Origin of the sequence: Microcoleus sp. AR_TQ3_B6, from assembly GCF_036702785.1 — a bacterium.
Classification (GTDB): domain Bacteria; phylum Cyanobacteriota; class Cyanobacteriia; order Cyanobacteriales; family Microcoleaceae; genus Microcoleus.
The window spans coordinates 1-15,286 of record NZ_JAUBVJ010000033.1 but is presented as its reverse complement, the minus strand read 5'-3'; the positions used below and the strand labels follow the sequence as shown (position 1 = coordinate 15,286).

The 15,286-nt window shown below is 47.1% G+C and carries 10 protein-coding genes and 1 pseudogene; 10 read left to right on the top strand and 1 reads right to left on the bottom strand.

Translation table 11 applies throughout. The features are described from left to right. Window positions 1-9: 9 nt before the first annotated feature. The 10 genes and pseudogenes from QUB56_RS17095 (at window position 10) to cruG (ending at window position 14,077) form a co-directional block, all read left to right on the top strand. Window positions 10-1,359, top strand: coding sequence for an ATP-grasp domain-containing protein (locus tag QUB56_RS17095; RefSeq protein WP_332956701.1), 1,350 nt, complete (start codon window positions 10-12; stop codon window positions 1,357-1,359). A gap of 10 nt (window positions 1,360-1,369) precedes the next feature. Then, window positions 1,370-2,389: a sulfotransferase domain-containing protein gene (locus QUB56_RS17090; protein ID WP_332956700.1), complete on the top strand. Its 1,020-nt coding sequence runs from the start codon at window positions 1,370-1,372 to the stop codon at window positions 2,387-2,389. A 298-nt stretch (window positions 2,390-2,687) separates the two neighbouring features. Further along, complete coding sequence (locus QUB56_RS17085; protein ID WP_332956698.1) at window positions 2,688-4,058, top strand: flippase; 1,371 nt, start codon at window positions 2,688-2,690, stop codon at window positions 4,056-4,058. Between the two features lie 112 nt (window positions 4,059-4,170). Continuing rightward, window positions 4,171-5,010 (top strand): sulfite exporter TauE/SafE family protein, encoded by an 840-nt coding sequence (locus QUB56_RS17080; RefSeq protein WP_332956697.1) that lies wholly within the window; start codon window positions 4,171-4,173, stop codon window positions 5,008-5,010. 47 nt (window positions 5,011-5,057) lie between these two features. Next, a pseudogene (locus tag QUB56_RS17075) lies at window positions 5,058-5,300 on the top strand (transposase); the annotation flags it as partial. A gap of 21 nt (window positions 5,301-5,321) precedes the next feature. Further along, the gene (locus QUB56_RS17070) at window positions 5,322-5,477 is read left to right on the top strand and encodes a hypothetical protein (protein ID WP_332956695.1); all 156 of its coding nucleotides are present in this window, start codon (window positions 5,322-5,324) and stop codon (window positions 5,475-5,477) included. A gap of 65 nt (window positions 5,478-5,542) precedes the next feature. Beyond that, window positions 5,543-8,431 (top strand): two-partner secretion domain-containing protein, encoded by a 2,889-nt coding sequence (locus QUB56_RS17065; protein ID WP_332956693.1) that lies wholly within the window; start codon window positions 5,543-5,545, stop codon window positions 8,429-8,431. A 126-nt stretch (window positions 8,432-8,557) separates the two neighbouring features. Then, on the top strand, window positions 8,558-11,173 hold the full coding sequence (locus tag QUB56_RS17060) for a CHAT domain-containing protein (protein ID WP_332956691.1): 2,616 nt from the start codon (window positions 8,558-8,560) through the stop codon (window positions 11,171-11,173). Between the two features lie 416 nt (window positions 11,174-11,589). Continuing rightward, the gene (gene cruF / locus QUB56_RS17055) at window positions 11,590-12,531 is read left to right on the top strand and encodes a gamma-carotene 1'-hydroxylase CruF (RefSeq protein WP_332956689.1); all 942 of its coding nucleotides are present in this window, start codon (window positions 11,590-11,592) and stop codon (window positions 12,529-12,531) included. 334 nt (window positions 12,532-12,865) lie between these two features. Further along, window positions 12,866-14,077 (top strand): 2'-O-glycosyltransferase CruG, encoded by a 1,212-nt coding sequence (gene cruG, locus QUB56_RS17050; RefSeq protein WP_332956686.1) that lies wholly within the window; start codon window positions 12,866-12,868, stop codon window positions 14,075-14,077. Window positions 14,078-14,293: 216 nt separating this feature from the next. Here the strand turns inward: cruG and QUB56_RS17045 are convergent. Further along, on the bottom strand, window positions 14,294-15,286 hold a 993-nt coding region (locus QUB56_RS17045), incomplete at its 5' end, for a calcium-binding protein (protein WP_332956685.1).

The following is a 15,286-nucleotide window of genomic DNA, read 5'->3' as shown; positions in this document are numbered from 1 at the left end:
AAAATAATAATGACTCAAAAGTACATTCTGTACGTTGGAACACGCTCTCTTGTCCTTGAAAGGGATGCAGAGATCAATGCTGCACGCAAGAACGCTTTTGATATTGTTCTGGCAGATACGTCTGTTGCAGAATATGCTTCTTATGAGCTAACACATCTTATCCAAACATCACTCATTGAGGAGAATAAAGCTTTTGACGATATTTTGTCATATATTAAACAGCATGATTTGCAAATCAAAGGTGTGATCGGATGGACGGACCCATCTGTCGCTCTTGTATCAAGATTGTCCAATGCATTGGGTTTACCTGGAACATCCCCAGAGGTTGTACATAACGTTCGCAATAAAGCAAATACCCGCCGGATTCTTGAGCAGCATCTGCCTCAGGCAAATCCAGTTTTTGTGATTGTGAATCGAGAAAACAGCATTTGGGATGCTATTGAAAAAGTTGGCTTTCCCTGTGTTTTGAAGCCTGCTGGTTCTTCTTTTGGACGTGGTATTTTTAAAATCCGCTCTTCTCAAGAAGCCGAACAACAAGTGGCTAACTTTTATCAAACTGTTCGACCAGAGAACGATCCTACTTATGGCTTTTATCAACATGAGTTTATTGTTGAGCAAGAACTTATAGGTAGTGAACATTCTGTTGCTGGTATAGTTGCAGACGGTAAACCGATCGTCATGGCTATTATTGACAAGGAGAATGACTTTGCCATTCCAATTCAGTACCAAAATATTACTCCATCTTTACTGCCCGTTGAAACTCAACGCAGTATACTCGAGATGGCGAAACAAGCGGTTCACTTGATGGGGATTAATTGGTGTGGATTCCATGTCGATTTGATGGTCGTTGACGGTCAGCCTAAAATTCTTGAGATTGGCGGTAGGTTGGGAGGTGAATGTATTAATTCCCATCTCATTCCGCTCTCAAATCCTGCCTTGAACCCATATGATTGCATCATGCAGGTAATCCAAGGACAAAACCCATTTACTAAAGACGAATATCTTCAGGAGGCGGTTTTTAATGCTGGGACGAGGTCTTTGCTTCCACCAAAAGCTGGTTATCTCTCTGTCGTAAAGGGAGTTGATACTATTAGTAGACATCCATCTGTGCGAGGATTTGCTCAATTGTATCAAGTTGGCGATCGGGTTTATTTGCCTTCTGAGAAGTTTAACAGCTATGCAGTTGCATATGTTGTTACGCAATGCGATCGAGACCAACCAATTGGAACTGTTCTCGATGAGGTGGCATCTTTTCTGCACGTTGAAGTAGTCTCATCCCCTACAGAGGATTTAGCTGAGATTTCCCACACAGAAACTGGAAAATTGCTAAACAAGTTTGAACGCTTATCTCAGGAGTAAATGCAGGGAAATGGAGCAACTTGTTGGCTTAACACCCACTCTAATTCATTTAAAGACACCTCATCCATTAGTACAATGGTGCGATCTGAGTAATATAGTTTTCTCCGATCCGTTTTTTAATCAAACGATAGCGCGTTGTCTTCGTGAAAACCCTAGCCGTTTACGGTTTCAAACACAGCTAGATGCACTTGCCGATTTACATGAAATCAGTCCTGGCTTGGAACCAACAGGATTCATTTTTCATATGTCAAAGTGTGGCTCGACCTTAGTATCTAAAAGCCTGTCCGCGTTACCTCAGAATCTTGTAATCTCGGAACCCGCTCCCATGAATTCAGTTCTGGCAGCAGATGTGCTGGGAATGTCCGAAGCAGAAATCATCAAGTGGTTACGACTGCTGATTAGTGCTTTAGGGCAAAAACGCCGTGAGTCGGAAACGAACTACTTTATCAAATTCAAAAGTTGGAATATCCGTAAACTTTACCTAATCAAAAAGGCCTTCCCAAATGTCAAGTGGGTGTTCGTTTATCGCGACCCCATTGAAGTCATGGTTTCGGTGCTTAAAGCTCCTGCGGAGTGGATGGATCTCAAGAGCAAGAGCATCACAGACGATCCTATATGGACAGAGCTTAAAAGCACTCCTCGGATATCTGAAAGCATAACGGGTTTTGGTGCAGAAGAAATCGAACAGATGAGTTCTGAGGAATACTGTGCGAGGGTTCTGGCAAGTTTTTGCCAAACCGCGCTCCAAATGGCAGATCGCAATGCTTTGATGTTGAATTATAAACAGCTACCAGAAGCAGCATGGTCTTCCCTGTTAGATTTTTTTCAACTCAGCTTGTCCTCGAATGAAAAAAACCGTATGCGTGACCAGTCGCAGCTTTACTCAAAAGACCAAACTAACAAGAGAGTTTTTGTCAATGATAGTGACGCAAAGCAAAAACAAAGTTCCGAGGCAGTTAGAGAGATGGCAAGCAAGTGGTTAGCTGAACTGTACGAAAGCCTGGAGTTACATAGAGTTTCAGGTAAATAGACTACAGTAATTGAACCAATCAAAGGCATCGTCTTCAGTAAAATAACTCCCCATATGACCATTTTTACAAAAGTTAGAAAAAAGCCTACTTAGTGGGTCAAAAACTCGCCTCTGGTAAGCGAAGCTAGTAGTCTATTAACCTTAAATTGACGGGTTGAGAAGAGGACAAGGGAAGGGATAATTCTCTTACGATTCACCCCTCACATTTACCTTGACGCTTTACTAGGACTCAATATTTTTGATTATTAAAACTCTATCTCTTGATGGGTAGAGTATTCTGCATTCTGAATCCTTTTTTATGATTCAACCGTCGCTCTCTAAAATCCAAAACAGCAGTCAAGACACTCCTATACAAGACCATATAGATGTCCTAGCTAAGGATGCTTTAACCGCTCTAACAATACAAGGCGTTGGGTTAGTTCTAATGTACCTGGTTCAAGTCTTCCTTGCCCAATGGATGGGCATAAGGGAGTACGGCATCTATGAATATGTCATCTCTTGGTCATTACTTCTGGGGATTCCAGCAGGTTTAGGATTGCCGAACACGGTGTTGCGCTTGCTTTCAGAATACCGTGTGAAAGAAGACTGGGGACATTTACGCGGCATTGTGCGCGGGAGCCAACTGTTAACGGTATTAGCCGGTGTCTTATTAAGTTGGTTTGCAGCAGCTTTTATCTGCGTGCTGAATTCTTTTTACAGCTTTACCTATGCAACACCGTTGCTAATTGGGATGGTGTTAGTACCGCTCCAGGCTTTAATGGAGTTGCAGTTGGAAACAGCTAGAGCTATGGGTGATATTACATTAGCTTACGCTCCATCCAAAATTATCTGGCCTATCTTACTTCTTTGCGGTGGGTTTCTATTGTTTGATGCGAATCATTCTCTCAGCAGCTTGCCAATGATTGAGGTTGCAACAATACTGCTGGCTTCTGTTTGTCTGCTTCAGTTGTGGTTGCTTTGGGAGAAGATTGACAGAGAGATTGAACTTACTACCCCAGTTTACGCCTATAAGCAGTGGTTGGGAATTAGCTTGGTTTTGATTCTCCAGCAGTCGTTCTTCATTCTTTTGAACCGTCTGGATATCCTCATGGTTGGTTCTCTGATCGGGCCGGATGCCTCTGGGATGTACAGTGCGGCTGTGAGAACTGCCATGTGGGTGAGTTCTAGCTTACAGGTGGTGAATATGGTCGCATCTCCCGTATTTGCTACCCTATATGCTAAAGGAGATATGCAGGGTTTACAGAAAGTTGTCTCCCGCGTAACGCTTTGGATTTTTTGGCCTTCGATTCTTCTGGCATTAGGTTTGACTGTCTTTTCCAAGCCGGTGCTGAGTATTTTCGGCCCTGGCTTTACTGCTGCGAGTTGGTCGCTGAAGATTCTCATTTTTGGTCAGTTGGTTAACGCCTTGTCTGGATCTGTTGGTAACTTGATGGTAATGACGGGGCATCAGAACAAATCAGTTGTCGTTTTTGGCTGTAGTGCGTTGCTCAATTTACTCATAAACGTGGTTGCTATTCCTATATTCGGAATAGTTGGAGCTGCGATTGCAACTAGTTTTACCATGTGCGTGTATAATGTTTGGCTGAGTATTCTCGTAGTCAAATATGTTGATGTACACCCTTCTATTTTTTACAGCCTCTTTAACCGGAGAATTGAGCTAGAGTCCTAGTTATTGCCCATAATGCGAGCAAAGTAGAGAGCGTTAACTAAGATTTGGTATCATTATTGACGGCAAAAAAATAGTTTTGTTGTCATCGGATAATAATAACTAAATTCTTATTGTGCAAGGAACACGGTATGTCCCTGAAACCAAAGCAGCCAGTATAGCTTTCAAGCGAGGAAAAAAATTGGTAGATGTAACTTTTATGCAAGCGGTCTTTCTCTTATTCATGGGTGGGATTGCTGGGGTTTTGAATTCAATTGCTGGTGGTGGTGGTATATTAATCTTTCCCTCACTCATGCTGGCAGGTTTACCTTCCATTAATGCAAACGCCACGGGCACAATTGTTTCTTTTCCCGGATGGATTGCTGGTACTGTTGCCTGTCGCCAAAATCTACTGACTCAGCAGCGATTATCTTGGACTCTTGGTGGCTCTAGCGTTTTGGGAGGAGCTTTGGGAGCAATACTATTGCTACATATCCCCACACCTATATTCGATCGGCTTGTACCCTATATACTGTTAATTGCCACTCTTATTTTTGCTTTCGGCGATCTAATTTATCCTCAAGATGAAATTACTCCTGTGGCATTGACACAAGATTTGTGGCAGTTCTGGTTTCGACTAGCAATTATTCAGTTTGTTATTGCTATTTATGGAGGATTTTCGGGACTAGGTATCACTTTTGTATTATTAGCAACGTTAAGGCTGATTGGTATTCAAAATGTTCACAAAATCAACGCTTTGAAAATGCTACTGATGACTTGTATCTACAGTTTTGCAGCGATTACTTTTGTATTTGCGGGAGTGGTAGCTTGGCCTCAAGCTCTCCCTGTGATCGTAGGAAACATTGCTGGTAGCTACCTAGGTTCTCTCTATGCTCAAAAGTTACCGCCCAAGTGGGTAAAGTCCTTCGTGACAATTGTGGGCTTGGGAATGAGTTGCTATTTTTTCCTCAGATAAGGGAGTGACCGCTTCCCGACACAAACGGAAAATTACAAGCTGCTTAAAAGTTTGGGCAAGGCAAACGCAGATTTAGTCTCGATCGCATTATGGCACAACTTGATAATACTTCACAAACAGCTATTGCTATCACTTTTTTAGTCATAAACCTTTCCACCTGGTTGCGCCTGGTTTTTTGTGTGTTTTTATCTCGATCGGGGAAAGCAACACCTGTTTTTGAGTTGACAATAGTCTCCGGTTATATGTGGAGGAGGTTAACGAAAGAAAAACTTATATTTAATCGAGCTTGAATATATTGCTCGCTCCTGTTATTGGGAAAGCGATCGATTATTCAGCAAGCCCTAATTATTCCCGCTCTAGGCTGGGTAATGGACGATCGAGGACAAGTAACGCTGGTAGTGTATAATTCAGGTGTTGGTGCATATATTCGCAGTCCGAAAGCGACGGGTGTTTGCGTACCTCAATAGGTACTCTTCAGGTTTTAGCTAATCCCGGGCTCTTTTACTAATAATAAATTAACCAAACTTAAAAAATGCCCCGCCAATCTGCGGCCATATTTTTTGCCTTCTTACTGCTGTTTCCTTTCCCGGCCATCGGTCAAATTATCCCAGATAATAGCTTAGGCGCGGAAAGTTCGCGAACAGTTGCCGATACTATCAACAACTTACCCTCAGATAGAATCACTGGCGGCGCAATTCGCGGCGTTAACCTCTTTCACAGTTTTGGCGAATTCAACATCAAGGGCGGGCGCGGAGCCTATTTTGAAAATCCCAGCGGAATTGCCAACATCTTCGCCCGAGTTACGGGTGGCAACCCTTCTAATATTTTAGGAATTCTGGGAGTTTTGGGAAACAGTAACTTGTTTTTAATTAACCCAAAAGGGATTATATTTTGGCCGAACGCACAGTTAGATTTGCGCGGTTCATTTGTCGGTTCCAGTGCATCGGGGGTTGTCTTTAATAATGGCTTTGAATTTAGCAGCGCCAACCCGCAAACAGTACCATTGTTAGCGATTAATATTCCTGTGGGGTTAATGTTTAGAGAAACTCCCGGCGCCATTGTCAACGCTTCCAGTATCAGCCAAGTTATTGAACGCACAACAACTCCCGTGGGTTTAGCAGTTACTCCAGGTCAAACCTTAGCACTGGTAGGAGGAGATGTAATCTTTAATAATGGTTTTGCTAGCGCTTTTAGTGGGAACATTCAATTAGGAAGTGTGGCGAGTCCGGGTTTTGTAAGCTTCAAAATCACGCCCATAGGATTAGGTTTAGACTATACAAATGTTGCCAATTTTGGCAAGATAGAATTATCAGGTTTATCCACCGTGATAGCTAGCGGACCGGGGGGAGGCGCGATCGCACTGCGGTCCGGAAACGTGACATTGCGCGATGGCTCGAGGCTAGTATCCGATACCTTCGGAAGCCTGGACGGCCGCGGCATAAATATTGAAGCAGCACGGTTTAGCCTTTTAGATCGAGCCTTTGTCGCCTCCGGCACTAGCGGCACCGGAGCCGGAGGCCCGATATCGATCCGAACCGCCGAGAATATAGAACTCAAGGGAACAGGATTTGAAGACTTTCGGCGACGGATTCTCGATCCTGGTGCAGCACTAACGCCGCCAGATGTAGCCGAGCGCCAAAGCGGCATCTCTACCGGAACCGTAGGGGCCGGCAAGGGCGGGGAGATCGCCCTCGACACCAAACGATTAACTATCCGAGACGGAGGGGCAATACTCAACCCCACCTACGGTACGGGAGGGGGCGGCGGCGTGACAATAAGAGCCTCTGAATCGGTAGAAATCAACGGCTCCGGGCTGTTCACCACAACTTTTAACACCGCAAATGCAGGCAGTATCGCTATCGAAACCGGTCAACTGAGTGTCACCGACGGATCCGTCGTCTCGCCCTCGACTTTTGGTGCCGGGAACAGCGGAAATCTGCTCGTGACAGCTTCTGAGTCGGTAATAGTGGCGAGACAACGATCGGATAGCCCCCTGAATACGACTCTAGTCACTAACAGTATTGGCGGCACGGGAAGGGCAGGAAACATCGAAATTAACACCCGCTCCCTGCGCCTAGAAGCAGGGGGTAGGATCTATTCTTCGAGCGGGCTGTACCTAGCAGGAAGGCTGATTGGGGGGGGACCCGGCGGAAATATCACCATCAATGCAAAAGACTCGGTGTTCGCGATCAGCCCTGCAGGGGGATCGAGTGCTTCCCCAAGTGCGATCGCTGCGGGAACGGTTGGGAGCGGCAAAGGCGGGGATGTGACGTTGAACACCAGACGGTTGATTGTCCGAGACGGAGGAGCTATCCTAGCCTCAACTCTGGGTCCGGAAGCTGGGGGAAATGTGACTGTCACGGCTTCGGAATCTGTGGAAATAGCCGGAACTACCAGAGACGGTATGTATCCCACAGCCATTGTCACAGGTTCCGGAGGTTTGCCTACCCAGACTTTTGTCGGGCTAGAACCTGCATCTGGTGCGGCGGGAAGCTTGAGCATTACGACGGGCCGATTGATTGTCCGAGACGGCGCACTGGTTAGCGTCAAGAGTTATGGAACCGGGGCGGCTGGCAGCGTCAATGTTGTCGCCAATTCGATCGCCCTTAACAGCCGAGGCATCATTGACGGCACGAGTGTATCGGGTATCGGGGGTAATATTAACTTGCGATCGCGAGAAATCCAATTGCGCGACAACAGCCGAATTACCACCGATGCGGGTGCTGCCGAAGGGGGCAATATCACCCTCAACAGCGATATCCTAGTGGGGCGAAACAATAGCGACATCACGGCCAACGCCAAGAGCGCTGCGGGCGGCCGCGTTAATGTCAATGTCCCGAATATCTTGGGCTTTGCAGCAGCGAGCCGCGAACAGGTCAAAAACAGGTTGGGGCTGACGGACGATCAATTTGCAACTTTACAAGTAAGTCCTACATCTGAGCTTCCCAGCAGCGACATCGCCGCTATTTCCCAAACTAGGGGCCCAGCTTTGCAAGGTACTGTTACATTTAGTGCTTCCGGCGTCAATCCCGCTCAAGGTTTAGTGGAACTGCCGCAAAATATTGTCGCTCCGGCTGCTTTAATTGCGGCAAATCCCTGCACGAAAGGGACCGAGAGCGCATTTACCGTCACTGGCAAAGGAGGAGTGCCACCACGTCCTGATGATACCCTCAGCAACGCTGGAACGCCGTGGACGTGGGTGGAAGAGGCAGGAAGTTCGGCAACAAACAATGTACGGGATGTAAGGGATGTCAGCGAGAGAGGGAATAAGGAAGAAGGGGAAATTCGGGATCGGGAATTTGTTGCTGCTCGCGGTTGGCTGGTGAATGCTCAAGGGGAAGTTACGCTTGTTGCATACAATCCGGGTAATACTGCTGACGATCGCCATCCTCGACCGAGTTCTCTTTGTGTGCCACGCTAACAAGAAATTTTTTAATCGCTGATTAACGTGGATAAACGGCGATAAATATGGGTGCTCCGACGCGCTCCCACACGCGTCGATCGGGGGTGCTCAATCAGATATAAATTACAAGTGCTTGAATTCTATATGAAATTTACCCGATCGCTCCGACAAATAATTTTGTTATTTGTGATTTCCTGTCTGCTATCGGTTGCGATTCCTCCCGGAGTTGCTCAGGTTAATCCAGCACCAGAGGTGCAGCTTGTCCGACAAGCTCGAACTCTTTACCAAGAGGAACGTTTTTCCGAAGCTGTACCGCTGTTGCAGCAAGCGGCGGCGGCGTTTGAGGCAAAAGGCGAAAATCTCGCTCGCGCCACAGCTTTGAGCAATTTAGCTGCAACCTACGGGCAATTGGCACTTTGGGAAGAAGCAGAAAAAGCTGTAAATTCGAGTTTGTCGGCTGTGCGAACACAAGCCAAAACTCCCGAACAGCAGCGGATTTTGGCTGAAACTCTCAACATTCAAGGACGCTTGCAACTCGAACGGGGGCAGACTCAAGATGCGATCGATAACTTTCACTTAAGCGCTAAAATTTTAGAGCAAATCGATCGCAAAACCCAACTTTTTCAAGTTCAAATTAATCAAAGTCGGGCTTGGGAAGCTCTCGGACTTTACCCCAGAGCTTGCAAAATTCTGTTAGCTTCTTTCAAGCTGGAAAACCAAACTTGCGAAGTTTCGACAGCGGGTTTGGAAACTTTGAAAAATGGGCTGATTTCCCTCGAACAAATCCAGGCAATTCATGCTTTAGGGCGGGTGCTGCGGGTTTTGGGACAGCTGGAACGATCCGAGGAGTTGCTATCAGCGGGACTGGCAGCCGCTCAAAAATTAGGTCTGCGGCAAGAGGAGGCTGCAATTTATCTCAATCTGGGCAATACGGTACGGGCTCAAAGTAATAAACCGGGTTTGACACCCAAACAGCGGGCTACTTTGGAACGCTCGGCCCTAGACTATTATGCTCGATCTGCCCAGGGGATACCGGATCGATCGCTCCTACAAATTCAGGCGAAGTTAAACCAATTGAGTTTGTTGATCGATCGCAAAGATTGGTCGGAGGCAACGGTTTTTTGGCGTTCCCTCAAACCTCAAGCCGCTCAATTTGGGTCGAATCGCGTCGGACTTTACGCTCAAATTAATTTAGCTCAAAGCTTGATGAAATTAGCTCAGTCGCCTGCGAAAACATTGAGTTTAAGCGAGATTGAGACAATGCTCGATCGCTCTCTGGAACAAGCAAACAGTTTGGGCGACAAACGAATACAAGCTTATATTCTGGCAGCTAAAGGCAAACTATCGGAAATTCAAAAGCAGTATCAGAAAGCGGAAACAGTCACACTTCAGGCTTTGAGTTTAGCACCGGCTTTTCAATCTCCCGATATTGCTTACCAATTGCTGTGGCAACTTGGACGGATTGTCCAAGCTCAGGGGAATACAGAAGAGGCGATCGCTCAATATACTCAAGCTGTGAATGTACTGTCTTCTCTGCGGGGCGATTTAGTGACAGTCAATCCCGAAGTGCAATTTTCGTTTCGGGAAAGTGCCGAACCGGTTTATCGCGAATTAGTCGGGCTGCTTTTGCAAGAGGAATCTCCCAGTCAAGCTAAGTTGAAACTGGCGCGCCAAACGGTGGAATCTTTGCAGTTGGCGGAATTGGACAACTTTTTTCGGGATGCTTGCGCTGATGCTAAACCCACGTCGATAGAGGACATCGATCCTACAGCGGCGGTGATTTATCCGATCATTTTGAGCGATCGTTTGGAGGTAATTTTGTCAATTCCCGGCAAACCCCTGCGCCGCTACACTACTGTGAAGCCTCAAGCCGAGTTGGAAACTGCCTTCAGACGCGCCAAAAATGTCATCAGACCTGCTGCTTTCCCTCGCGACAGGAGGCAACCCGTCGAACAGGTTTATGACTGGTTAATCCGCCCTGCAGAGGCGGATTTGACCGCCAGCGGGATTAAAACTCTGGTATTTGTGCTCGACGGTTACTTGCGCAATCTGCCGATGGCGGTGCTGCACGACGGTGAAAAGTTTTTGGTAGAAAAATACAGTCTTGCTTTGGCGCCGGGATTGCAATTGCTGGCACCGAAACCGCTGAGCAAAGTCAAGTTAAGAGTGCTCACCGCTGCCCTGTCGGAAGCGCGTCAAGGCTTCTCGGCTTTGCCGGGGGTGAAGCAGGAAGTTGAACAAATAGCAGCCGAGATGCCGGGGAGTTCGCTGCTGAATGAAGAGTTTGTCAGCGGGCGGTTGCACGAGCTAATTAAAGCGGTGTCTTACCCGATCGTCCATTTGGCAACTCACGGTCAGTTTAGCTCGAATGCGGCCGATACTTTTATTGTGACTTGGGACCAGAAAGTCAATGTTAAGGAGTTCGATCAACTGCTGCGATCCCGCAGTGGTGAGAGACAACAGGCGATCGAACTTTTGGTTTTGAGTGCTTGCGAAACTGCTTCGGGCGATAACCGCGCGGCGTTGGGTTTGGCCGGGGCCGCCATTCGATCCGGTGCCCGCAGCACCGCCGCCACCCTTTGGCAAGTCAACGACGAATCTACAGCTATCTTTATGGCTGAGTTTTACAAGCAGCTTGCTTCTTCTCAAACCAGCAAAGCTGAAGCCCTCCGCAACGCTCAATTAACGCTGCTGAAAAAGCGAGAGTATCAGAATCCGTATTTTTGGGCACCTTTCGTGCTAGTGGGCAATTGGCAGTAATTGATTTGAAGGCACAAGGCAGAAGGATTTAGTTATCTAGCAGAGGTAACGGAGGCGTGTAACGGATATCACGGATAGAAGTCATATCAAATCCGAGTTGACGGTTGACGGTTGACTGTTCACGGCGTCAACCGTCAACCGTCAAAATCACGGACGGTGTAACCGTCCATGATATCAGGCGTGAAAAATGGGATTCGCCATTCGGCACGCCAGGGAACAAATCCCTCGCCAAAAAACCGGGTTTCTTAGAAAAATCAGCGGTTTAGCAACGAGGTAGTAAGTCAGAAACCGGGTTTCTCGGGCCTGGGTGTAAGTTTGGGAAAAATGCCGATCGCGAGTTCGTGTTCGTTTTTTGTTAAAGATTTGTAAACTGTTAGGGAGTGCTTTCTGCATCTAATATTTTTTCGAGGAGTCCCATGAAGCAACTTTTGATTGCTGAGCGCTTTTGCCTAATTGCCCACGTCTTGTCAATGGCTTTTGGATTGGCAGGGTTGCTGCTGATTTTACCCCGTCCCGAATTGGTGATGAGTTTGCCACCTGCAGGGCAAACTCTATTCCAGTGGGGGATGGCTGGGGGTGGAGTAGTTTATATCATCTTTGGTGCTGCAGCGGTTGGTCTCTATTCCTTGCGGACGTTGGGTTTAGGTGCAACTCTGGGTTTTTTACTGCCTTCTGTGTTTTTGTCCTTGAGTAGCGAGTTGTTGGGAACGAGTACGGGTTTTCCCTTCGGCAACTACCACTATTTGAGCGGTTTGGGTTACAAAATTGCAGGGCTGGTGCCGTTTACAATTCCCCTCTCGTGGTTTTATCTGGGACTGGTTTCCTATGTAATTGCGCGCGCGGGAGTAGCTGGCGGTAAAGGTGAACTCAACTGGGTCCGCCAAATAGCGGCGATTGCCCTTGGTGCTTTGCTGCTAACAGCTTGGGATTTTGTATTAGATCCGGCGATGAGTCAAACTTCTGTGCCTTTTTGGGAGTTTGAGGAACTTGGGGCTTTCTTTGGGATGCCTTACCGCAATTTGGCTGGGTGGATGGGTACGGGGGCGCTATTTATGTCCTCCGCAGCTTTCCTCTGGAGAAAAAGGCCGATTCGATTAGAGCGATCGGAATTGGCTTTGCCCTTAATTGTTTATTTGGTAAACTTTGCTTTCGGAGCAATTATCACTGTAACTTCCTTGGATTCTCGGTTCTGGTTCCCGACATCGCTAGCTGTGCTTCTGGGTGTAGTTCCGGCGATCGCGTTAAGCTGGATCGCTAAACCCCCTGCAGGTTACGTAACAGAAACAATGCCGTCTTTGGAGACATCTGCTGTCACGGCCCAAATACCACCTCAGCCCGTGGGCGTTTTGCGCAAGTAAGTCGCGATCGAGCAACCCCGGCTGATTTAGCAAAAATTTACACTAAATTTTGAGCTAGTTTAACAACCCGGTTTCTTGTAGAAACCGGGTTTTTCAGCGCCGATTTTTTCATGCCCAATTCCTGTAATATGTTTGAGGTCAAAATTTTATTAAATTTTTTAAATTGATACCAGTTACAAAAAATGAACTGTAAATAAGCTCCCAACCCATATCCAGTAAGTCATATCAAATCCGTTAGCATCGCAATAGTAAATTCGAGTTCACGGTTGACTGTTCACTCACTGTTAACAGTCAACAGTCAACAGTCAACAGTCAACCGTAATTATTCAATAGTATGGTTTTCCCGATTGCCCCTCACCTGTTCTCCCAACCCCTGACAAGTATCATCCCTGTCGCACTCCTGCTGCTGCAATTCCCCGCCGCCGCAATTCTGATGTCGCGTTTGATTAAAGGCCCATCGCGCATCCCGCCCCTAGAACCGGATTCGCCGACGCTGGATATGTTGGGTGCTTGTACTGCGGTAGTACCGACTTTGAACGAAGCCGATCGAATTTCGCCTTGTTTGGAAGGATTGAGCCGCCAAAGTTACGAACTCCGAGAAGCAATCGTGGTTGACAGCTATTCGGTAGACGGAACCGGAGATTTAGTCAAAGCAGCAGCACAAAAAGACCCCAGGTTTCGCTTGATTAACGACGATCCGCTGCCGGCGGGTTGGGTAGGGCGTCCCTGGGCTTTGCACACGGGTTTTTTGGCAAGTTCCCAGAAGTGCGAGTGGATTGTGGGGATAGATGCGGATACTGTGCCGCATCCGGGTTTGATTGCGAGTTTGCTGAAGACGGCGGCGGCTGGAAATTACGATTTGATTTCGCTGTCGCCGCAGTTTATCCTCAAGTATCCGGGGGAGTTGTGGCTGCAACCTGCTTTGTTAATGACTTTGGTTTATCGCTTCGGGCCCACGGGCACAGGCGGGGATGTACCGGAACGGGTGATGGCGAACGGTCAGTGTTTTTTGTGCAGGCGCGAGGTTTTGGTGGCATTGGGGGGCTATGAGGTCGCGAGGGGTTCGTTTTGCGATGATGTGACTTTGGCTCGCTATGCGGCTGCTAAAGGCTTTAAGGTGGCATTTTTGGATGGGGCTAAGGTGTTGCAGGTGCGGATGTATGAGGGGGCGATCGAGACTTGGAATGAATGGGGTCGATCGCTCGATTTGAAAGATGCTGCTTCTAGCGCTCAAATCTGGGGCGATTTGTGGCTGTTGCTGGCGGTTCAAGGTTTGCCCGTACCGATTGTATTGTGCTATTTGCTGTTTGGTTCGCTGCCGTCTGTTGGTGTATTCCCACACTTTTGGCTGTTGGGATTGAATGTATTTTTGGTGGCGGTGCGTGAGGCTTTGTGTTTGGCGATCGCACCTTCCTACGATACAACTGGGGCATCGGGTAAATGGCTGTTTTGGCTGTCACCTTTAGCCGATCCGTTAGCGTTTTTGCGAATTCTCATTTCTGCTTTCAATCAGCCTACGCAGTGGCGCGGCCGCAAGTATGAATAATATCGTGTCCGGTCGATTACCCTGATTCCTGTAGGGGGGGGTTCACCAATAATATTTGTCAAAAACGGACAATCTCAAAAACCCGCCCCGGCAATTGTATTATGGGCGATCGATCGGACATGATATAATCGTTAAATTTTTGCTAAACCTTTTAAAATTGGTTGAAGTACGATCGTCCTTTGGGAGCGTATGGGCGATCGTACTTTTGATTTTTCCCTAAATCAACAGAAAATTAGCCGAGGTAATCGCACTGGCACTCACTCCTATCATCAGACCTAACTCCTCACCTGTCAAGATATTCTTGATAATAGTTCCCTGAGTATTTTGAGTTATTTCTAACTGACCAAAGCTCAAACCCGAGCTTAATCCTATCAAATCTTGACCCAGGGTAAAATCTGCAATAACATCAAATCCTTGACCTGAATTTAAGACAAAGATATCATTACCGCTACCGCCAGTTAAAATATCATTGCCCAATTCTGGGTAAAGAATATCATCACCTTGACCACCAGTGAGACTATCGTTGTTTTCGCCTCCGTACAGAGTATCATTTCCTTCACACCCGCCCAGAATATCTGCTGCTTCCTCACCACTGATTAAATCATTACCTTCACCGCCGCAGATAGTATCCGAACCCTGGTTTCCATACAGGTAGTCGTCACCTTGACTACCAAGCATAATGTCGTCACCTTGGCCTCCTTTTAAGGTGTCATTATCCATGCCACCATCGATGAAGTCATTATTTCCCTCACCCAGAATCAGGTCATTACCTTCGCCACCACTTAGGGAGTCATTGCCTTTACCTCCCCAGATTAAATCCTCACCCAAGTTGCCCAGAATAATGTCATTATTTGCCTCTCCCAATAGGATGTCTTCACCGTTACCACCGCTGATAAAATCCTTGCCTTTGTTGCCGTTAAGGATGTCGCTAAGGTCTCCACCATATAAGTTGTCATCCCCCGCTCTACCATCGAATATGTTGCCGCTGTTGCTGCCTAGAAATTCATCGTTTTTGGCAGTGCCTCTTTGAATTGTCGAGGCACCGATTATGGTGTTTTCAACCGTATTCGGTTGGTTTAAGTTGGGATAGTCAATGTCATCGCAGATGCAGTCTGACTCGGTAATTGTCACTTCACCTGTTGTCGCAGTTCCCAGAACAATACCGCTAGAAGGATTCGAGATTGTGAATGTACCTGTTTCAGTTCCTTC

What these genes read in the sequence shown, in the direction of transcription:
- cruG (WP_332956686.1), top strand. Translation starts at nt 12,866, where the DNA reads ATGGTTTTCCCGATTGCCCCTCACCTGTTCTCCCAACCCCTGACAAGT.
- QUB56_RS17085 (WP_332956698.1), top strand. Translation starts at nt 2,688, where the DNA reads ATGATTCAACCGTCGCTCTCTAAAATCCAAAACAGCAGTCAAGACACT.
- cruF (WP_332956689.1), top strand. Translation starts at nt 11,590, where the DNA reads ATGAAGCAACTTTTGATTGCTGAGCGCTTTTGCCTAATTGCCCACGTC.
- QUB56_RS17065 (WP_332956693.1), top strand. Translation starts at nt 5,543, where the DNA reads ATGCCCCGCCAATCTGCGGCCATATTTTTTGCCTTCTTACTGCTGTTT.
- QUB56_RS17095 (WP_332956701.1), top strand. Translation starts at nt 10, where the DNA reads ATGACTCAAAAGTACATTCTGTACGTTGGAACACGCTCTCTTGTCCTT.
- QUB56_RS17060 (WP_332956691.1), top strand. Translation starts at nt 8,558, where the DNA reads ATGAAATTTACCCGATCGCTCCGACAAATAATTTTGTTATTTGTGATT.
- QUB56_RS17090 (WP_332956700.1), top strand. Translation starts at nt 1,370, where the DNA reads ATGGAGCAACTTGTTGGCTTAACACCCACTCTAATTCATTTAAAGACA.